The organism is Ruegeria lacuscaerulensis (assembly GCF_013034685.1).
Classification (GTDB): domain Bacteria; phylum Pseudomonadota; class Alphaproteobacteria; order Rhodobacterales; family Rhodobacteraceae; genus Ruegeria; species Ruegeria lacuscaerulensis_B.
On record NZ_WQGO01000002.1, the window covers coordinates 589,854 to 607,829 of the forward strand.

21 protein-coding genes are annotated in these 17,976 nt (G+C 57.4%); 9 read left to right on the forward strand and 12 right to left on the reverse strand.

Going from position 1 to position 17,976, the window contains the following annotated elements; translation table 11 throughout:
• Positions 1 to 10: 10 nt before the first annotated feature.
• Together GOV80_RS07100 and GOV80_RS07105 are read left to right on the forward strand one after the other, a co-directional pair.
• The gene (locus tag GOV80_RS07100; RefSeq protein WP_170783514.1) at positions 11 to 616 is read left to right on the forward strand and encodes a TadE/TadG family type IV pilus assembly protein; all 606 of its coding nucleotides are present in this window, start codon (positions 11 to 13) and stop codon (positions 614 to 616) included.
• Positions 616 to 1,254 carry a TadE/TadG family type IV pilus assembly protein gene (locus tag GOV80_RS07105; RefSeq protein WP_170772167.1) on the forward strand — a complete coding sequence of 213 codons (639 nt, stop codon included), beginning with the start codon at positions 616 to 618 and terminating at the stop codon, positions 1,252 to 1,254. The genes GOV80_RS07100 and GOV80_RS07105 overlap by 1 nt, the downstream gene beginning before the upstream one ends.
• An 87-nt stretch (positions 1,255 to 1,341) precedes the next feature.
• Here the strand turns inward: GOV80_RS07105 and GOV80_RS07110 are convergent, their stop codons facing one another.
• Positions 1,342 to 2,478, reverse strand: a complete 1,137-nt coding sequence (locus GOV80_RS07110) for an aminotransferase (protein ID WP_170783516.1) — start codon at positions 2,476 to 2,478, stop codon at positions 1,342 to 1,344.
• A 62-nt stretch (positions 2,479 to 2,540) separates the two neighbouring features.
• Positions 2,541 to 3,122 (reverse strand): carboxymuconolactone decarboxylase family protein, encoded by a 582-nt coding sequence (locus tag GOV80_RS07115; RefSeq protein WP_170783518.1) that lies wholly within the window; start codon positions 3,120 to 3,122, stop codon positions 2,541 to 2,543.
• 149 nt (positions 3,123 to 3,271) lie between these two features.
• On the opposite strand from GOV80_RS07115, the gene GOV80_RS07120 reads away from it, so the two are divergent.
• Positions 3,272 to 4,378, forward strand: a complete 1,107-nt coding sequence (locus GOV80_RS07120; RefSeq protein WP_170772173.1) for a hypothetical protein — start codon at positions 3,272 to 3,274, stop codon at positions 4,376 to 4,378.
• Here the strand turns inward: GOV80_RS07120 and GOV80_RS07125 are convergent.
• Genes GOV80_RS07125 through GOV80_RS07140 form a run of 4 tightly spaced genes read right to left on the reverse strand, consistent with a single transcriptional unit; the run spans position 4,367 to position 7,293 of the window.
• A complete protein-coding gene (locus tag GOV80_RS07125) occupies positions 4,367 to 5,431 on the reverse strand; it encodes an aromatic ring-hydroxylating dioxygenase subunit alpha (RefSeq protein WP_170783520.1) in 1,065 nt (354 codons plus the stop codon). The genes GOV80_RS07120 and GOV80_RS07125 overlap by 12 nt on opposite strands.
• A gap of 5 nt (positions 5,432 to 5,436) precedes the next feature.
• On the reverse strand, positions 5,437 to 5,772 hold the full coding sequence (locus GOV80_RS07130) for a carboxymuconolactone decarboxylase family protein (protein ID WP_170772177.1): 336 nt from the start codon (positions 5,770 to 5,772) through the stop codon (positions 5,437 to 5,439).
• A 12-nt stretch (positions 5,773 to 5,784) separates the two neighbouring features.
• Positions 5,785 to 6,543, reverse strand: a complete 759-nt coding sequence (locus GOV80_RS07135; RefSeq protein WP_170772179.1) for an amino acid ABC transporter permease — start codon at positions 6,541 to 6,543, stop codon at positions 5,785 to 5,787.
• A gap of 9 nt (positions 6,544 to 6,552) precedes the next feature.
• The gene (locus GOV80_RS07140; RefSeq protein WP_170772181.1) at positions 6,553 to 7,293 is read right to left on the reverse strand and encodes an amino acid ABC transporter ATP-binding protein; all 741 of its coding nucleotides are present in this window, start codon (positions 7,291 to 7,293) and stop codon (positions 6,553 to 6,555) included.
• A gap of 120 nt (positions 7,294 to 7,413) precedes the next feature.
• Here GOV80_RS07140 and GOV80_RS07145 point away from each other — a divergent pair, with 120 nt between their 5' ends.
• Complete coding sequence (locus GOV80_RS07145; protein WP_170772183.1) at positions 7,414 to 8,184, forward strand: transporter substrate-binding domain-containing protein; 771 nt, start codon at positions 7,414 to 7,416, stop codon at positions 8,182 to 8,184.
• A 100-nt stretch (positions 8,185 to 8,284) separates the two neighbouring features.
• On the opposite strand, the gene GOV80_RS07150 is transcribed toward GOV80_RS07145, so the two are convergent.
• From GOV80_RS07150 to GOV80_RS07160, 3 genes are read right to left on the reverse strand one after another with little or no spacing between them, the layout of a single operon-like run.
• Positions 8,285 to 8,704, reverse strand: a complete 420-nt coding sequence (locus GOV80_RS07150; RefSeq protein WP_170783522.1) for a GlcG/HbpS family heme-binding protein — start codon at positions 8,702 to 8,704, stop codon at positions 8,285 to 8,287.
• An 11-nt stretch (positions 8,705 to 8,715) separates the two neighbouring features.
• Complete coding sequence (locus tag GOV80_RS07155) at positions 8,716 to 9,168, reverse strand: MaoC family dehydratase (protein WP_170772187.1); 453 nt, start codon at positions 9,166 to 9,168, stop codon at positions 8,716 to 8,718.
• Complete coding sequence (locus GOV80_RS07160; RefSeq protein ID WP_170783524.1) at positions 9,165 to 10,181, reverse strand: aldo/keto reductase; 1,017 nt, start codon at positions 10,179 to 10,181, stop codon at positions 9,165 to 9,167. The genes GOV80_RS07155 and GOV80_RS07160 overlap by 4 nt, the downstream gene beginning before the upstream one ends.
• Before the next feature lie 157 nt (positions 10,182 to 10,338).
• Between GOV80_RS07160 and GOV80_RS07165 the strand changes: the two genes are divergently transcribed.
• Genes GOV80_RS07165 through GOV80_RS07180 form a run of 4 tightly spaced genes read left to right on the forward strand, consistent with a single transcriptional unit; the run spans position 10,339 to position 14,273 of the window.
• Positions 10,339 to 11,484, forward strand: coding sequence for an acyl-CoA dehydrogenase family protein (locus tag GOV80_RS07165; protein ID WP_170783526.1), 1,146 nt, complete (start codon positions 10,339 to 10,341; stop codon positions 11,482 to 11,484).
• The gene (locus GOV80_RS07170) at positions 11,481 to 12,251 is read left to right on the forward strand and encodes a 3-ketoacyl-ACP reductase (protein ID WP_170783528.1); all 771 of its coding nucleotides are present in this window, start codon (positions 11,481 to 11,483) and stop codon (positions 12,249 to 12,251) included. The genes GOV80_RS07165 and GOV80_RS07170 overlap by 4 nt, the downstream gene beginning before the upstream one ends.
• Positions 12,252 to 12,260: 9 nt before the next feature.
• Positions 12,261 to 13,409, forward strand: coding sequence for a dihydrodipicolinate synthase family protein (locus GOV80_RS07175; protein ID WP_170783530.1), 1,149 nt, complete (start codon positions 12,261 to 12,263; stop codon positions 13,407 to 13,409).
• A gap of 3 nt (positions 13,410 to 13,412) precedes the next feature.
• Complete coding sequence (locus tag GOV80_RS07180) at positions 13,413 to 14,273, forward strand: sugar phosphate isomerase/epimerase family protein (RefSeq protein WP_170783532.1); 861 nt, start codon at positions 13,413 to 13,415, stop codon at positions 14,271 to 14,273.
• 47 nt (positions 14,274 to 14,320) lie between these two features.
• Here the strand turns inward: GOV80_RS07180 and GOV80_RS07185 are convergent, their stop codons facing one another.
• Genes GOV80_RS07185 through GOV80_RS07195 form a run of 3 tightly spaced genes read right to left on the reverse strand, consistent with a single transcriptional unit; the run spans position 14,321 to position 16,998 of the window.
• A complete protein-coding gene (locus GOV80_RS07185; protein WP_170783534.1) occupies positions 14,321 to 14,632 on the reverse strand; it encodes a Dabb family protein in 312 nt (103 codons plus the stop codon).
• An 18-nt stretch (positions 14,633 to 14,650) separates the two neighbouring features.
• Positions 14,651 to 15,418: an enoyl-CoA hydratase/isomerase family protein gene (locus tag GOV80_RS07190; RefSeq protein ID WP_170772202.1), complete on the reverse strand. Its 768-nt coding sequence runs from the start codon at positions 15,416 to 15,418 to the stop codon at positions 14,651 to 14,653.
• Positions 15,418 to 16,998: an acyl CoA:acetate/3-ketoacid CoA transferase gene (locus tag GOV80_RS07195; protein WP_170783536.1), complete on the reverse strand. Its 1,581-nt coding sequence runs from the start codon at positions 16,996 to 16,998 to the stop codon at positions 15,418 to 15,420. Before GOV80_RS07195 ends, GOV80_RS07190 begins: the two co-directional genes overlap by 1 nt.
• A gap of 146 nt (positions 16,999 to 17,144) precedes the next feature.
• Here GOV80_RS07195 and GOV80_RS07200 point away from each other — a divergent pair, with 146 nt between their 5' ends.
• Positions 17,145 to 17,963, forward strand: a complete 819-nt coding sequence (locus tag GOV80_RS07200; protein ID WP_170783538.1) for an aldo/keto reductase — start codon at positions 17,145 to 17,147, stop codon at positions 17,961 to 17,963.
• Positions 17,964 to 17,976 lie beyond the last annotated feature (13 nt).

Sequence of the window (17,976 nt, forward strand, 5' to 3'; positions counted from 1 at the left end):
TGTTTGAATCATGATGAATTTCGCAAAAATCCCCACCCCTTCTGCTGCAACGCACGGGCGTGCAAACGGGACCTTTTTTCAGCGCATCCGGGGCTGGCGCAAAAACGAAGATGGTGCAGTCCTGGTCGAATACGCGCTCTGTCTGCCATTGCTTTTGCTGATGCTCTTTCTGACGCTTGAGTTTGCCCATCTGAAGATGCGGCAGATCTCTCTCGATCGGGTAACCGACCAGACATTTCGCGAATTGCGACTGGGTCTGATCCCCAACCCAGACCACGACAGCGTCAAAGATGCGATGTGTGCCAAAACGCTGGCCCGGATCATTCTCTGGGATTGCTCGGAAAGCCTGTTGTTGCAGGTGCGCGAAGTTGAAAGATCGGTTTGGAATCTGGATCTGGGTCAAACCAATTGCCTGGATACGACTCCCGAGGACGGCTATATGCCGCCGATTGATTTCACGGCAGGTATCGAAAATCAGTTGATGATTGCACGCGCCTGTTTGATCCAGCGCTCTCTGTTTCCCCCGATAAACGCTTTGCGGTCTTTGCCACGCTATGATGAGTTCGGCAATTTCGCCCTTGTTTCAAAATCTGCCTTTGTGAACGAGCCCTTCTGATGTTTTCCAAACTCAAGACACATGCCCGCGCTATTCATTGTGCAATCCTCCGCTTTAAAGATGACACAAGCGGCGCAGCACTTGTGGAAATGGGGATGGTGCTTCCTTTTTTGATTCTACTGACCTCTGGCGGCCTTGTGGTCCAGGACGCGATCCGGGTGTCTTATATCCAGTCGAAGGCGACCTATACGGTATCCGACATGGTTAGCCGTGAAGACAGTTTTATTGATGCCAACTATTTCGACGGGATGGACAGTGTCTTCAGGTTCCTGACTGATAACGGCTATCCAACCGAGCTGCGCATATCGACGGTCGAATGTACCGAAAATTGCGCGGATGAATCGCAACGGGTGCTGGAGTTCTGTTGGTCCGAATCCACTGACGGGCTGTTGGACCTGACAAATGACGAAATAGACTTGTACGCAAGTCGCATTCCGTTATTCGCGCAAGGCGACACGATGCTGATGACCGAGTCTTTTTTGGACTACACTCCTTTACTGGGTGATTTTATCATCTCGCCAAGCAGATACGCCTCGATTGCCTTCACGCGCCCCCGAATCGCGCCTCAAATCAAATTTGATGTGGGCGCTGTAGATGTGGACGGGAACCCCATTGTTTTGGATTGCTTCAACAACTAAAGACGTATTCGATAACTTGAAGTGGCCTTTGTTCAGCCGCTTTCGGACCGCAAGCAAACACACAAGCTATGCCCTTGGCTTTTGTTTTCAGCTGCTTGTGTGGGCTCGATGACGAGTAAGGAAACCCGAAAAACGTTCCAGCCCCAGCTTCAGATCTGCCGTCGGATTAGTATAGCCCAGCCGTAGCCAGCCTTCCATTTCCAGCGCGCTGCCTGGGGTCAGCATCACGCCTTCTTCTTGCAATAGCGCGACGCATAGATCGCGCGATGTCATCGGCAGATCGTATTTTAGCAGCGCGGTGGTACCGGACATAGGCTCGACCCAGCTCAACAGAGGTTCCGACGCGATCCAGTCCTTTACAATCTGAAGGTTCTCGCGCGTGATCCTTTGGCTGCGGGCCAGTATCTTGTCACGGTTTTCCAGCGCGATTGCGGCCAGAAACTCGTCCACGACACCGACCGAGATGGTGTTATAGTCGCGATGGATCATCACCTGGTTCAGCATGTCTTTTGGTCCGGCAATCCAGCCCACGCGCAGCCCCGCCAATGAAAACGTCTTTGAGGTGCTGGCTGTGCTGATCCCCTTTTCGTAGATATCCGCGACCGATGCGGTAAACCCGCCGCCGGTCTGGTCGGTGCCGCGATACACCTCATCACATAGCAGCCAGGCGTCCACGCTTCGGGCGATATCCACGATTTGGTCCAGCAACGCACGATCCATCAGCGCACCGGTTGGATTGTTGGGGTTATTGATCGCAATTAACCGCGTATCTGGGCGGATTATCGCGCGCAGCTCGTCCAGGTCGGGCAGGAACGCGTTTTCTGACCGCAGGTGCAACAGTTGGATGTCTGCGCCAATGCTTTCGGGTATCGAATAATGCTGCTGATAGGTCGGAATGACCGAAATCACGTGATCCCCACGCGACACAAGCGTTTGATGTACCAGTGCATTGGCACCGATGGTGCCATGGGTGGTCAGGATATTGTCACGGTTCAGGGTTTCGTACATGCCGCTGATTGCATCGCGCAACCGATCCGACCCTTCGATTGCGCCATAGGACATCTTCATCGCCGACAGGTCATTCAGAATGCTGTTGTGTTGACCAGACATCTCAAACAACTCGCCCAACGTGATGGATTCCACACAGGTTTCGGCCAGGTTGAGCTCGCAAGTTGTCTCGAACTCGTTCATCCACATTTCAACGCCGAACGATTTGATGTGCATTGTCGCCTCGTGGTTTTAGTTCGTTGCTGTCCAAGGGGCGCGTTGCGCGGCACCTATTGTGGTTACTCATCGGCCTTGTAGTAGCCAATGACATCATTCTCGGTCGTTGCACCAAGCCCGTTGAGCAATCTGTTGGAATAGTTGAAATAGGCGCAGACCTGATTGACCTCGAGGATCTCTCCGTCAGAGCAACCTGCGATTTTCAAAGCCTCAAAGTCCGATTTCACCATTCGGCCGACATCGGTGGTCAATTTGCCCGCGTATCGCAGCAACGCCAGTTCTTTGCCCTCGAACTCATCCTCGGGGCGGTGCGCCTTCAGGGCAGTAAAGATGCGGTCGCTGCGGGTTTGGTCTTTCAACAGGTTGCGCACATTCATGAAGTGATGGGTCAGCGAATAGGTGCAATCGTTCAGTATCGAAGTATAGCTGGCCACAATCTCAAGAAACCAAAACGGCAGCTGGTTGTCGTCGGAATGCAGGACCGAGCGGTACAGCGTGACATGCCCGTTCATCGTTTCGGGCCGCAGGGAATGGACGCGCATGACGGTGTCGACCGTGCCATGCGGGGTGCGAGCCTTGTCCAAAAGCTCTTTCAACCGGCCTTCGGCCTGATCATCCGAAACCATTTCGATCCAAGCGCTCATGCCGGGGCCTCCTGTCTAGAACGACCTCAGGTTATGGGCGAAGGCAACGCGGGTGTCAGCAGATATTTTTCCTGCACAGTCATTTTTGCTAGATCACAGGATCGTGAGCGGGATAGTCTGCACTGTGACATCGCGCAGGAGCCACCATCATGATTCGTCCGAACCAGAAAGCGGGCGCTGAAAACCTGTTGTTCAACTGCGCCGGGTTGTCGTCAGGCGACCACCTTCTTGTGCTGCGCGAAGACCCCGACTACGCCTATTACGATTCCGAGATCGCTGATGTTATTGTGGAATGCGCCCGTCAGAACGGCGTCAGGGCGTCGGTGCAAACCATACCCTTTGACCCGATGGAAGCGCGATTGCCGCAGTCCGTCGTGGCTGAAATGAAGGCAGCCGATCGCACATTGTTCCTGTCGCGCACGGGTGATCAGCTTCGCTTTAATCCCGAGATTTCGAATATCCGGCCGATCATGTCCTATGCGCTGGATGTCGAGATGTTGGGATCGGGATTTGGCTCGGCCGACTACGCGGGGTTTGTCGCTCTCAAGAATGCGGTGAACACAGCGCTGGCGGATGCGACGCATATTCATGTCACCTGCCCGCTTGGCACCGATTTCTGCGGACCGGGCGCTGCATTCCCGACCGCCAGTGCGGCGGATGTCAGCGTGACCCGCTTTCCAATGTCGGTCTTTGCGCCGGTACCTTCGGCGGGGTTTTCGGGCGTGGTCATACAGGATGGGTTTCTGGTCGGGACCGGGTCGAAATTCTACGAACCATATGGCTGCGATTTGCAGGAACCGCTTGCGGTCGCGTTTGAAGACAACAGGTTAACGGGCTTCTCGGGCCATCCAATGGACGTGCATTGCGCGCAGATGCACTACGAGAAGGTCGGCCAGATGTTCGACCTAGACCCGATGACAATGCATTCCTGGCACGCAGGCATTCACCCTGGCTGCGCCTACCCCACCCCCGCGCATGAGAATTACGAACGCTGGAGCGGCTCGGCCTTTGGGAACCCCCGTTTGATGCATTTCCATACCTGCGGAAACTATGCGCCGGGCGAGATCTGCCTGAACGTGCTGGACCCCACAATCCGCGTCGACGGCGTGGCCGTGTGGGAGCACGGCGTGTTCCGGCCCGAGCTGATTGAGGGCGGTTCCGATATTCTCGAGGCCTATCCCAGCATCCGGGCCGTGTTCGACGCCCCTGCGCAACAGGTCGGACAAGGCCCGAACGGTCGGTTGTCAGCCAGCTAGTCGCGCGGCCTCTTCCCCGGCGATCAGTTTGGCGACACGGGCGCGGAACCGCATGGCGCCTGCGTCCAGCCCCAGATTGATATACCCGGTCTTGCGGCGGGCCATGCCGGTCTGGACATGTTCCAGCACCTCTTTGTCCTCGTTGAACGCCATGACCGCCCCGTCGAACATGCGTTGGGACATGGCCGTGTCATCCGCATGCATGTTGCGATGCTGGAACCAGAAATAGCGTGAATTCTCACCATCGACCGGCGTGATGAAGTTGTACGAAATATTGACAAACGCGTTTGCTGAAAAGGGCCGGTCCGCCCCGCCCTCGCCCGTTGGAGTATAGACGGACATATTGATCGCCGTCGCGGGCAGGCGGCATTCGTAGTGCTGCTTGCGGTCACAGCTTGGGCCAAAGGGCAAGATTGGAGCGTAATAGGGTGGCGCGGGCTCATCCGCGATCCAGCGCGAGACGATGACTCCGTTCTCTGTTTCCTCCAGATCCAGCGGGCGGTTGTCGGTTCCGGCCCCGGCGAATGAGGTCAGGTGCACCCAGGCCACATGGCTGGGGTCAAGCAGGTTGTCGATAATATAAAGGTAGTGACACGCCATTTCCATCGCGCCCTTTTGGGTTTTACCCCAGTCCGGGTTGTCGAAATTGGGGATGTCGATGATATCATCTGTGCTGGCCTCCTCCGGGTCGCCCATCCACAGCCACAGAAAGCCCCAGCGATCCTCGGCCGGATAGGCATGCACTGCGGCGCGGCGCGGGGGGTTATCCAACTGGGTCGGCGCACTGACGCATTCGCCGCCACAGCCGAAGGTCAGCCCGTGATAGCCGCAAACCACGTGGTCGCCCTCGATTGTCCCTTGGGACAGGGGCAGTTTGCGGTGTGGGCAGGCATCTTCCAGCGCGATGGCTTTGCCAACGGTGTCGCGGTAGATGACAATCTCTTCGTCCAACATACGCAGGGCGGTCAGGTTGCGACCAAAATCTTCGGACCGTCCGGCGACATACCAGGTGTTGCGAATGTAGCCTTCAGCTCCGGCCAGATCAGGACGCATGGGGGTTACTCCGAAAATTCGTCAAAGGCTTTCAGTGCTTTGGCACTGTAGGCAAAGGATGGGCCGCCGCCCATATAGGTGGCCATGGACAGGGCCTCGCACAGTTCGTCGCGCGTGACCCCCAGACGGACCAGGGACTTGACGTGGAACCCGATGCAACTGTCGCAGCGAGTGGCGATGGCAATCCCCAGAGCAATGAATTCCTTCGTCTTTTCGCTGAGGACGCCGTCGGTTTTCGCCGCCTTGCCCATGATACCGAAGCCGCGCACTGTGTCGGGGATTTCTTTTGACAGGGTGCCGATATTGGCCTCGGTCTCGGCCATGAAGTCTTTCCAGTCCATGACTATTTCTCCTTATCCGCGCTCATCCGCGCCCATGCGGCGTTCCAGCCAACGTACGCCCGCGCTGATGATCAGAACCAGGATCAGGTATTCGAAAATCAGCAGCGTATAGATCTCCAGCGGGCGGTATTCCGTCACCACCAACTCATTCGCGCGGCGGGTCAGTTCCTGCATCCCGATGACGCTGGCAAAGGCGCTCATCTTGACGATGTAGATAAACTGGTTGGCCAGCGGCGGCAGAATGCGCCGGATCGCCTGCGGCAGGATCACATAGCGCATGGTCTGCACATAGTTCAGCCCGATGGTCTGCGCCGCCTCGCGTTGGCCGCGAGCGATGGATTGAATGCCCGCTCGGTAAATCTCGGCCGTAAAGGCGCTGTCGGAAATCGCCAGCGTGATGATCGCGCCCCAGAAAGGATCGATTGGGATGTTCAACCCCATGGACTGGAACACGATGGGCAGGCCGTAAAACACCCAGAACAGCATCGGCAGCAGAGGAATCGCGCGAACGAATTCGACATAGATCCGGTTGACCCAGCGCCAGCCGCGTTTCTCTGACAGGCCGGGCAGCGCGACCATCAGGCCGAGTACGATCGACAGCACGGCGGCGATCAGCGAGATCTGGATCGTCGCCCACATGCCCGAGATCAGGAATTTCACATTCGTCCAGCCCGATTGCGTGGTCGGGTCGATCACATACCAGCCCCAAGTCTGGGACGAAGAACAGCCCGCCAGCAACAGCAAGGGCACGATCAGCAGAAGTTTTTTCATCGGCCTCTCTCAGTGCTGTAGAATCTGCGACAGGAATTTGCGGCAGCGCTCGGATTGCGGGTTGGTGAAGAAATGTTCGGGGTGCCCTTCCTCAACAATCTCACCGGCATCCATGAAGATCATCTTGTCGGCCACTTTGCGGGCAAAACCCATCTCGTGCGTGACGACAACCATGGTCATCCCCTCTTGCGCCAGTTCGACCATGACGTCCAACACTTCGGAAATCATCTCGGGGTCCAGGGCCGAGGTCGGCTCGTCGAACAACAATACGCGCGGCTCCATGCACAGAGAGCGGGCAATGGCGACGCGCTGTTGCTGGCCACCCGAAAGCTGAATGGGGCGCTTGTCGGCCTGATCGGGGATATGGACGCGGTCCAGATAGTGGCGGGCTTTTTCTTCGGCCTCCTTGCGGGACAGGCCTCGCGCCTTGATCGGGCCGAGGGTCAGGTTTTCAAGCACGGTCAGATGCGGAAACAGATTGAATTGCTGAAACACCATGCCAACCTCGGACCGGATCGTGGCGACGGATTTGGGATCGTCGGTCAGCTCGACCCCATCCACCCGGATCGCGCCTTTCTGGTGCTTTTCCAATTGGTTGATACATCTGACAACCGTGGACTTGCCCGACCCGGAAGGGCCGCAAATGACGACCTTTTCCCCGGCATTCACGGTCAGGTTGATGTCTTTCAGAACATGAAAGTCGCCGAACCATTTGTTCACGCCCGCAAGTTCTATGGCGGCTTCTGACATTGGCCGACCTGCCCCTTTTTGTTGATATTAGAATATTTTCTTGAGGTTATCTTTGGCTTTGCGCTTAAATCAACCTCGAAAGCGGCCACGAAGTCGAAACACCACCAACAGGAGAAGTCCATGAAGAGTATATGCAAAGCCGCCGCCATTGCGGCGCTTAGTCTGGTCGTGACGGGTGCAGCCCACGCGCAGTCGGCCCTGAACGAGGTGCTGGATTCCGGCGTGCTGAAGGTGGGTACGACGGGGGATTGGAACCCTATGTCGCTGCGCGATCCGGCGACCAATAGCTACAAGGGCTATGACATCGACATCATGAACGAACTGGCCGCCGATCTGGGGGTTGAGGTCGAGTATGTGCCGACCGACTGGAAAACACTGGTCAACGGCGTCGTGGCAGGCAAGTACCACCTGACGGGCTCGGCCTCGATCTCACCGCCGCGCATGAAGGTCGCGGGGTTTTCGGACAGCTATATCTCGGTCGAACTGTTCCCCTACACAACCAAGGACAAGGCTGACAAGTTCGACGGGTATGACTCGATCAACCAGCCGGGCGTCAAGGTCGCCACCACTTTGGGCACCACCTTTGAAAAACGTGTGCGTGAATGGTTCCCGAATGCCGAGATCAAAGTGGTCGAGGCCCCGGCCCGCGGCTTTCAGGAGGTGATCGCCGGGCGTGCCGACGTGTTCATCACCTCGAATATCGAAGGCTCAACGCTGGAAGAAAAATTCCCGGTTGTGCGAGTCAAGAATGCGGGCCCACGGTCACCCTCGCCGATTGCGATGATCCTGCCGCAGGGCGATCAGGTCTGGATCAACTATGTGAACAACTGGATCGAAGTCAAAAAAGCCCAAGGGTTCTTCGACCAGAACCGCGAGAAATGGGGGCTTTGAGCCGCTCAAAGCTCAAAAGCCCGGCTGCATAAGCCGGGCTTTCGTTTCGGTGCGCGCTCGGCGCTGGCAACGCCAGAAGCCGGGCATTGATTGCTTGAGGTCAGAGGCCGATCGCGTCGAGTCCGGCCTTGGCGCATTGCACGTCCTCTGGCCCTGCTGCGCCAGATACGCCAATCGCGCCGATCAGAACTCCATTCTCGTGAACCGGTATCCCGCCCTCCCATGCGCAAATATTGGGGCGATTGACCATTCCCAGTTGGAGCTCTGGCCCGGACAGCATGCGTTTTGCGAAATCCTGGGTGGATTTGCCAAGAACCGCGGTTCGGGCCTTGTCCAATGCAAATCCAGCAACAGCCGCAGGCGCGTTGTCCATCCGCCCCGCCGCCAGCATGTGACCGCTGGCATCAACGACGATTGCGGCAACTGCCCAGCCATTTTGCTGAGCGTACCCTATGGCCGCCTGAACGGCTGTGGACGCCGCGCTGTACGTGATCATCTTTTTCGAGATCGAAACCGACATCTCTTCCCCATCTATAAATCAAAGATCAATTCGTTGGTACCCTGCTGAACCCGCTGATCATCCTGGTTCAGAACATCGAAGTGGAACGCGATGATCCCGCGCTTGCCAGACGCGGTGATGCGTTTTGCCGTCACCGTCAGAACAGCTCGTATCCTGTCGCCCGCAAATACCGGGTTTTCAAAACGCCAATCCCAACCCAACGAAGCAAGACCACCCAGTTTTGCTTCGGCCTGGAATTTCAGCCCATCGACCACCGAAAGCACCAAAAGTCCATGGGCCACCCGAGACCTGAAGCCCCGAGCGCGCGCGACGTCATCATCCAGGTGCAGCGCGTAACGGTCCCCGGTCAGGTTCGCAAAGCTCGTGATCAGGTCCGCCGATATCTCGGCCGTTTCGGTATGTATAAGATCACCGGTTTCCAGGTCATGAAACCCGTAGGTGCCGGCCTTTAGGAGCCCAGTCATGCGGGAACCGGAGCGTCCTCGCGCAGCAACCCTTTGGTTTTCAGATCGGCCCAGAAATCGGATGGAATGTCGTGGCTGAACCAGTTGAGGTTCTGGTCCAACTGCTCGACCGTCCGTGTTCCAGCCATGAAGGTCGGTACCGCCGGGTGGGCGACGACAAATTGCAGCGCGGCTGCCGGCAGTGGAACATCATACTCGGCGCAGACGGCTTCGATTTTACGGACCTTTTCCATTATGTCTGCCGGGGCTGGCGCATAGTTGTACTTGGCCCCTTCTTTGGCGCCGGTCGCCAGAATGCCTGAGTTGAACCCCCCTCCCACGACAACGGCGGCGCCGCGCTCTTCACACATGGGAAGGAATTTATTCAAAGCATCCTGTTCCAGTAGCGTATAGCGTCCGGCCAACAGAAAGCAGTCAAAGTCGCGCTGTTCCAAGGCGGCGTGGCAGACTTCCCATTCGTTGACGCCTACGCCAATCGCCTTGACAATGCCTTGATTGCGCAGGCTTTCCAGTGCCTTCCAGGCCCCATCCATTGCCTGCTTGAACACTTCGGGCTGTTCGTCGCCACGGGTGAACACGTCGATATCGTGGATAAAGCAGATATCCATCCGTTCCAGCCCCATGCGTTGCAGACTGTCCTCGAACGAGCGCATCACACCGTCATAGCTGTAGTCGAAATGCATGGTGAAGGGGGCAGCATTGGTCCAAGGTTCAAAGTTGATATCCTGACGGCGCGCCGGTTTCAGAACGCGCCCAACCTTGGAGGACAGGATGAAATCGTCCCGATTCTTCCAGCGCAGGCTTTGACCGGTGCGCAATTCGGACAGGCCGTGGCCGTACATTGGTGCCGTGTCGAAATAGCGAACACCAGCATCCCAAGCGTGCTGAATCATCGCGTCCGAGGTTTGCTCGTCAATCTCGCGAAAGATGTTGCCAATCGGCGCAGTGCCAAAGCCGAAGGTGGATACTTCAAGATCTACGCGGCCGAATTTGGCCTTGGAATTTGGTGTCATGCAAACCTCCCTTGCGCAAACCGGGGCGGTCCGATCTGCCTTCTTTTAAGTAACTGTTTGGTTATTTATATCAATTCACACTCTCGATCAAGCCACTTGACGCGGGCACCTAGGACATCATATTAGTAACTGATTAGTTACATTTGGGGACGCCACCATGTTTCTGACCGAAACACATATCCAGGTCCGCGATATGACCCGCCAGTTCGCACAGGATGTCATTCGCCCCGCCGCGGAAGAACTAGATCGCGATTCTCGTTTTCCTTCTGAAATCTATGACCAAATGGCTGAACTCGGCCTGTTCGGTATCGGCGTACCTGAAGAATTGGGAGGGCCCGGATTCGACACTTTAACCTATGCCTTGGTGATGGAGGAATTATCTCATGGTTACGCCTCAATCGCGGATCAATGTGGCCTTCTTGAATTAGTGACGACCCTACTGGTGCGCCACGGGACGGCCGAGCAACAAAGCAAATGGTTGGGGGAATTGCTGGCCGCAAAAATGCGCCCTGCCTATTGCATCACGGAACCCGAAGCGGGCACCGACGTGTCTGGCATCCGGACTATGGCGGTACGTGATGGCGACGGCTGGGTGTTGAATGGCGGTAAAATCTGGATTCACAACGCGCCCGTTGCGGATGTGGGTTTTGTTCTGGCTCGTACCGACCCCGAGGCCGGGCATCGCGGCATGTCGATTTTCATGGTCGACCTGCATGCTGACGGCGTTACGCGCGGCCCGAAAGAGATCAAGATGGGCCAGCGCGCCAGCCAGGTTGGCCCGCTCTCCTTCGACGATGTGCGCCTGCCGGCCGATGCGCTGTTGGGCACAGAAGGGCGCGGGTTCCACATGATGATGAGCGTTCTGGACAAAGGCCGCGTAGGCATCGCTGCTCTTGCAGTGGGGATCGGTCAGGCCGGTCTAGAAGCCGCAACGGATTATGCGAAGCAGCGCAAACAGTTCAACAAGCCGATCTCAGATTTTCAGGGTGTCCAGTGGTTGTTGGCCGATATTGCCAAAGACGTCGAAGCCGCCCGTTTGCTAGTTCATTCTGCCGCTTACAAGATCGACGCAGGTCAGGATGCAACCAAGGCATGTTCTATGGCAAAATGCTTTGCCGGTGACATGGCTGTGCAGCGGTCCTCGGATGCGGTGCAAGTCTTTGGTGGATCCGGGTATATTCGCGGTTTTGAGGTTGAACGGCTTTACCGCGACGCCAAGATCACCCAGATTTATGAAGGCACCAACCAAATTCAACGTATGATCATCGCACGGGAACTACTTGCAAAAGGGGCTGCTACATGAGCAGACAGGTTGCATTAGTAACAGGATCGTCCCGCGGGATCGGCCTGGCGGCTGCCATAGCCTTGGCAAAACAAGGGTTTGCCATCGCTGTGAACGGCCCGGAAGCGGACGCAGAGTTGCAGGCCGCGCTGGACAGGGTTCGCGACCTTGGTGTTCCGGCCGTGGCGGCTGCGTTCGATGTCTCGGCCATCGACGCTCATGAAGAGCAACTGTCGGCCATCGAATACCAGCTGGGCCCTCTGACGACCTTGGTCAACAATGCCGGCGTTGGCGTTCTTCAGCGCGGAGATCTGTTGGAGGTGTCCGAAGAAAGCTATGACCGCTGTATGGAAATCAACACCAAGGCAATGTTCTTTCTGTCTCAGGCCTTTGCCAAACGTCTGCTGGCGCGGGATCGAGATGCAAACGCGTTCCATTCAATTGTCAACGTGACCTCGTCAAACGCGTCCGCAGTCGCGGCGCCGCGCGCGGAATATTGCGCGTCAAAAGCGGCGGCGGCTATGGTGTCGAAAACCTTCGCCGTGCGGCTGGGTCCCGAGAATATCGCGGTCTACGACGTGCAGCCCGGACTGATCGCGACCGAGATGACCGCCCCGGTGATCGACAGCTATGAACAGCGCGCCAAGGATGGGTTGACCCTGTTCCCACGTGTCGGTCAGCCCGAGGATATGGGCAATATCATCGCCTCGCTGGCCAGCGGCAAACTTCCCTATACCACCGGACAGGTGATCTCGGCCGATGCCGGGATGCTGGTCCCCCGTTTCTGAGGTCGACTGATGAAGATCAAACTGCCTGATACGGCCGGAACGCTGCATGACTATGCCCTTGTCGGCACCCCTGTTGCGCCGTCGAAGCTGACGCCCAATTCGGCCCGCGTGCTGTATTCCGCTGCCCATGTCGTGGCGGACCCGTTTGGTGATCACGACCCTACAGGTCCCGCTCAGGTGGATTGGGCCAAGACCATGGAATTCCGCCACTATCTGGCTGGGATGGGTATGGGCATCGCCGAAGCGATGGACACCGCCCAACGCGGCATGGGGCTGGACTGGACCGGAGCACTAGAGCTGATCCGGCGCACGAAAGAAGAGCTGCCGGATGCCCTGGTCGCCAATGGCTGTGGGACGGATCATCTGGACCCAGCAGATGCCACATCGCTGGACGATGTCCGCCGCGCTTATCTGGAGCAGGTCGAAGCAATCCAAAAGCTGGGCGGACGCATTATCCTGATGGCGTCTCGGGCGCTGGCCAAGGTTGCGACGGGGCCGGATGACTATATCGCAGTTTATTCCGATGTGCTGGAGGCCTGCGATCACCCGGTTATCCTGCATTGGTTGGGCGAGATGTTTGACCCGCAGCTTGCTGGGTATTGGGGTGGCGCAGGTTTTGACGATGCGCTGGACACCGCACTGACCGTGATCCGCGCTAATCCGGACAAGGTCGACGGCATTAAAATCTCGCTATTGGACGCGGAAAAAGAGATCATCATGCGCCGCCTTCTGCCGGACGGGGTCAAGATGTATACCGGCGACGATTTCAATTACCCCGAACTCATCGAGGGTGATGAGCAAGGCTTTTCGCACGCCCTGCTGGGGATATTCGACCCCCTCGCCCCGGCGGCGGCCTATGCGGTCAGCAAACTGAGCGAAGGTGATACCGCGGCCTTCCGCGCGACGTTGGACCCGACCGTTCCACTTGCCCGGCACATATTCCGCGCGCCCACGCAATACTACAAAACCGGCGTGGTGTTTCTGGCATGGCTGAACGGGTTTCAGGATCATTTCGTGATGTTGAACGGCGCGCAGGCGACCCGGTCTTTGCCCTATTTCACCGATTGCTTCAAAATGGCAGATGAATGCGGCTTGTTGCGCGACCCTGATCTGGCGGTTTCGCGCATGGGGCATATGCTGAAGCTCTACGGGGTCTGATTTTTGCGCGATTTCTCTGACGATCATTCTGCGCTGGCGCTGAATACGGCTACGTTAGGCCACAATCTTGATGGCCATGGTGCCGGATGGTCGCCCGAGCAGGTGATCGACGCCTGCGCGGCGCTCGGCTATGGCGGCATCACCTTCTGGCGGCGCGAGTTGAGTGGGCGCGAGGTGGAAATCGGCGACCGGGTGCGCGCGGCAGGGATGCAAGTGGTCGGTCTGTGCCGGACGCCATTTCTGACCGGACCGCTGGCCTTGCCCTCGGACCAGCAGATTATGGATGATTTCTACCTGGCCATTGATCAGGCCGCAGGCCTTGGGACGAACGTCCTGACTATCGTCACTGGCGGACCAGAGCCCGGAACCAAAGGCGTTCTGGACAGTCAGAAAATCCTGGCCGACCGGGTGGCGCGGGCGGCGCCTTATGCAGCGGACCGAGGCGTTAACCTAGCGCTGGAACCCCTGAACCCCGCGACAGCCGGGAACCGGACCTGTCTGATGACAGCGGCGGATGCGCTGAATGTTTGCGATGCTGTTGGAGCAGAAAATGTGGGCGTTGCCATCGACGTTTACCATGTCTGGTGGGACACTACGCTGGCCGACACGTTGGCCCGCCGAGCGCAAGGCCGCATATTGGGATATCACCTGTGTGATTGGCTGGCCGACACGACCGACGTCTTACTCGATCGCGGTATGATGGGAGACGGCGTCGCCGATCTGCGTGCCCTGCGTGATGCGGTAGAATCTGCCGGCTATTACGGGCTGTGCGAGGTCGAGATTTTCTCGGCCGAAAACTGGTGGAAACACGACCCCGATGAGGTTCTAGACACGATCGTCAGCCGCTTTCGCGCCTGTTGCTGAGCGTCACGCAGGCCCTGCCACGGCGGACTGACCTGCGCTGTCGGGTGCTACATCTCGATGTCGCAGACAAAGACGCCGTCCGCGCCGCCCTCCAGTTTGGCCACAATCCGTCCGCCAATTTCTTGATGGGTGGGGTCCACAAGGTAAGCGTCACGCACCGAAATGTCCCGAAAATCAAACCAGAACATGTCGTTGAACCCCCGCACCAGGGGCGTTTCGACCGAGATATTCTTACGGTGCTGAAAATCCAGAATGCCGTCGATATGGCCCGAAAGCGCGGCCAGATCATCGTAGAGCGCTTGTTTTTCACCCTCTGACACGGTGTCAGTAAAGCGCAGGTGGACAAGGTGGCGGATCATGCTTGTGTCCTTTGGATGTTACTTCCAGAAATCTGCTTTTTTGCGGGCCTTGAAGGCGGCCAACCCGGTCTGAAGCTCGGGCTGCATAGCGGCAGCGCGGCCAGCCAAAACTTCGAAAACGCGTTCACGCTCTTCGCCCTCGGCGGCGTTGATCAGCATTTTGACCAACTCGGTCGCAATAGGCCCACGATGGCGCAGCGTTTCGGCCAGTTCGGTCGCGGCAGCCAGACCTTGGCCTTGTTCAACGACCTGATCCACCAACCCCAGACGCTCGGCCTCGACCGCGTCGAACTGAGTTCCGAACAGTGCCATGCGGCGCACGGTTTGCGCTCCGAAACGACGCACGGTGCGTTGTGTACCGGACCAGCCCGGAATGATGCCCAAGGCGGGTTCGGGTTGGCCAATTCGGATATGCGCCTCGGCGATGCGCAGATCGGCGCAAGCAGCCAGTTCCAACCCACCCCCCAACGCATGACCGTTCAGCACAGCGATCACCGGCTGCCGCAGCCGCGCCAAAGCGTCCAAGGCCTGGTGCCCGTCGCGCAGCCAGTGCCGCGCAAATCCATCGGGCGTATGATCGGCCCAGGCATCAATGTCTCCGCCTGCGCAAAACGCCCTGCCTTCACCGGTCAGAATGACAACATGTGCATCCTCTGCCCTTTCGATCTGACGACACAACGCCAAAAGATCATCCATCATCGCTTCGGTCAGCGCGTTCAGCCGGTCCGGGCGGTTGATCGTCAGCCGAGCTATGCCGTTTTGGATATCGAGCAGGAAATGGTCCATCACGCCGACTGCAACTCCAATCCCATCAATGCCGGATCAAACAGATCGGCATCCATGGTTTTCAAATCCTCCGAGACCAGCAAGGGAGTTGCTGCCTGATCCAGAATATCCCGCTGCAAGTCTAGGCCCGGTGCAATTTCGGTGATCATCAGCCCATCATCGGTCAGTTTGATCACACAGCGCTCGGTCACATAGGTCACGTCCTGCCCCTGCATCTGCGCGCGCTGGCCCGAGAAGGAAATCTGGTCAACCTCGTCCACAAACTTGGCCACTTTCCCCTCTTTCAGGATGGTGATCTGCCCATTCTCGACCGTCATTTTTGCGCCCGCATTGAAATTGCCCGAGAACACGATCTTGCGCGCCCGCGCCGTGATATCAACGAATCCTCCGGCCCCCGCCGTGCGGTGCGGGATGGCCGACAGGCGCGAGACATTGACCGAGCCGTGTTTGTCCACCTCAAGGAAGGACAGAAGCGAGGCATCAAAGCCACCCGCCTGGAAGTAACAGAACTGATGCGGTGACGGCACGAACGCCTCGGCATTGGCCGAACAGCCAAATTTGAAATCCAACAGCGGCACACCGCCCACTGCGCCCTGCTCAATCATCCATGTGACCGAGCCATGCAGCCCCTCTTCGACCAGAATGCGCGGAACGTTGGCTGAGATGCCGAAACCGATATTGACGGCCCAGCCGTCTTTCAGTTCTTTCGCGACGCGGCGGGCAATGACCTTGCCAATGTTGAACTCGGCCGTGCGAAAGCTTTCGATGGGACGGGTCAATTCGCCCGAGATTGCGGGGTCGTATTCTGTGGCAGTGGTCTGCAACTGATCGGGCGCTTCGACAATCGCGTCCACCAGAATACCCGGCACATGTACGTCATGGGGACGGATACTGCCCGCCGCCGCGATCCGCTTTGCCTGCGCGATGACCACACCGCCATTGTTGCGAGCCGCCAGTGCCATTTCCATCGCGCCCAGATAGGCTCCTTCATGCTCAAAGCTCAGGTTGCCTTTTTCGTCAGCTGTGGTCGCGCGGATAATGGCAACGTTGGGGGCCATGGATTTGAAATACAGCCAATCTTCGCCCTCAAACTCCATTCGTTTGACAATGGGCTCGGCCCGCGCCGCTGCATTCATGGCGCAGCCTTCGATCTGAGGATCGACAAAGGTGTCCATTCCCACTTTGGTCAGAACACCGGGCCGTTTGGCCGCCGCTTCGCGCAGCATGTCGAAGATGATGCCTGAGGGCACGTTATACGCCCGCACCTGCTCGCCCGTGATCATCTGCCAGATCAAGGGCGGTTCAGCATTGCTGGGACCTGACGGATACGAGCCACCAATGATCCGCGTCAGCAGACCAGGTTTGGCAATATGATCGACCCCTTTGGTGCCAAAGAAATCTCCGGCCGCGATGGGATGAATGGTGGTCAGGTTTGTCGGCGCATCTTCCTCATCGAAACGTTCGCCCAAACCCTTCAGAACCGCATCGGGACAGCACAGACCGCTGGACGAATTCACCGCCACAGTCGCCCCATCCGGTACGAGATTGGCCGCTTCGCGCGCTGTCATCTGCTTTGTCATGCGATCCTCACGAAAGTAACTAATTGGTTATAAGTTTATGCCTTGGCGGGCGACAAAAGGCAACTGAAATTACCAAAACGAAGGAATTGACCAGAATACAAGTAACTATTAGGTTACTTGCAAACTTGTCCTTTGGGAGCATCATCGTGAACATATACTTTCAGAATACCAATCAACGTACATTTGGCACTTTTCCACTGACCGAGAAAGAGCTTCGCGCCGCAATGGGCATCGCGGCTGAGGTTGGGTATCGTTCCTTCGATACAGCACAAATGTATGGAAATGAAAAAGAAACCGGTGACGCGCTGACCGATCTGGGATTGCCCCGCGAAGAGATCTGCGTGACAACTAAAGTGCACCCCGACAATTTTGGCGCAGCAGAGTTCTTGCCTTCGGTCGAGGAAAGCCTCAAGAAACTGCGTCTGGACTATGTCGATGTTCTGTTGCTGCACTGGCCGCCGATCGGAGGGGATATCGCACCTTCGCTGCAACTGCTGGCGCAAGCTTATGAAAAGGGGTTGGCGAAGAATATTGGTGTATCGAACTATACCGCCCAGATGATGCGTGACGCGGTAAAAATCATTGATGCGCCGATTGTCTCGAACCAGGTCGAGTTTCATCCTTTGCTGAATCAGGATGTCCTGCTAGCCGCTGCCACCGAGACAGGTATTCCGCTGTCGTCTTATTGCTCAGTCGCGCGCGGCGAGGTGTTCAAGCATCCGCTTTTTGCCGAGATCGGCGCAGGCTATGGAAAAACGGCGGGGCAGGTCGTGCTGCGTTGGATTCTGCAAAAAGGGGTGTCGATCAACACCATGTCCACCAAACGGGCCAACATTCAGGCCAATTTCGACGTTATGGATTTCACGCTGTCCAGCATCGACATGGACCGGATCGACGCGATGACCCAAACCGGATACCGGATTGTAACCGAAGATCTAGTGCCGTGGGCCCCCGAGTGGGACTAAGGAAAAAAAGCGG

Coding starts and splice junctions, on each gene's coding strand:
- GOV80_RS07100 (WP_170783514.1), top strand. CDS start 11: ATGATGAATTTCGCAAAAATCCCCACCCCTTCTGCTGCAACGCACGGG.
- GOV80_RS07105 (WP_170772167.1), top strand. CDS start 616: ATGTTTTCCAAACTCAAGACACATGCCCGCGCTATTCATTGTGCAATC.
- GOV80_RS07110 (WP_170783516.1), bottom strand. CDS start 2,478: ATGCACATCAAATCGTTCGGCGTTGAAATGTGGATGAACGAGTTCGAG.
- GOV80_RS07115 (WP_170783518.1), bottom strand. CDS start 3,122: ATGAGCGCTTGGATCGAAATGGTTTCGGATGATCAGGCCGAAGGCCGG.
- GOV80_RS07120 (WP_170772173.1), top strand. CDS start 3,272: ATGATTCGTCCGAACCAGAAAGCGGGCGCTGAAAACCTGTTGTTCAAC.
- GOV80_RS07125 (WP_170783520.1), bottom strand. CDS start 5,431: ATGCGTCCTGATCTGGCCGGAGCTGAAGGCTACATTCGCAACACCTGG.
- GOV80_RS07130 (WP_170772177.1), bottom strand. CDS start 5,772: ATGGACTGGAAAGACTTCATGGCCGAGACCGAGGCCAATATCGGCACC.
- GOV80_RS07135 (WP_170772179.1), bottom strand. CDS start 6,543: ATGAAAAAACTTCTGCTGATCGTGCCCTTGCTGTTGCTGGCGGGCTGT.
- GOV80_RS07140 (WP_170772181.1), bottom strand. CDS start 7,293: ATGTCAGAAGCCGCCATAGAACTTGCGGGCGTGAACAAATGGTTCGGC.
- GOV80_RS07145 (WP_170772183.1), top strand. CDS start 7,414: ATGAAGAGTATATGCAAAGCCGCCGCCATTGCGGCGCTTAGTCTGGTC.
- GOV80_RS07150 (WP_170783522.1), bottom strand. CDS start 8,704: ATGTCGGTTTCGATCTCGAAAAAGATGATCACGTACAGCGCGGCGTCC.
- GOV80_RS07155 (WP_170772187.1), bottom strand. CDS start 9,168: ATGACTGGGCTCCTAAAGGCCGGCACCTACGGGTTTCATGACCTGGAA.
- GOV80_RS07160 (WP_170783524.1), bottom strand. CDS start 10,181: ATGACACCAAATTCCAAGGCCAAATTCGGCCGCGTAGATCTTGAAGTA.
- GOV80_RS07165 (WP_170783526.1), top strand. CDS start 10,339: ATGTTTCTGACCGAAACACATATCCAGGTCCGCGATATGACCCGCCAG.
- GOV80_RS07170 (WP_170783528.1), top strand. CDS start 11,481: ATGAGCAGACAGGTTGCATTAGTAACAGGATCGTCCCGCGGGATCGGC.
- GOV80_RS07175 (WP_170783530.1), top strand. CDS start 12,261: ATGAAGATCAAACTGCCTGATACGGCCGGAACGCTGCATGACTATGCC.
- GOV80_RS07185 (WP_170783534.1), bottom strand. CDS start 14,632: ATGATCCGCCACCTTGTCCACCTGCGCTTTACTGACACCGTGTCAGAG.
- GOV80_RS07190 (WP_170772202.1), bottom strand. CDS start 15,418: ATGGACCATTTCCTGCTCGATATCCAAAACGGCATAGCTCGGCTGACG.
- GOV80_RS07195 (WP_170783536.1), bottom strand. CDS start 16,998: ATGACAAAGCAGATGACAGCGCGCGAAGCGGCCAATCTCGTACCGGAT.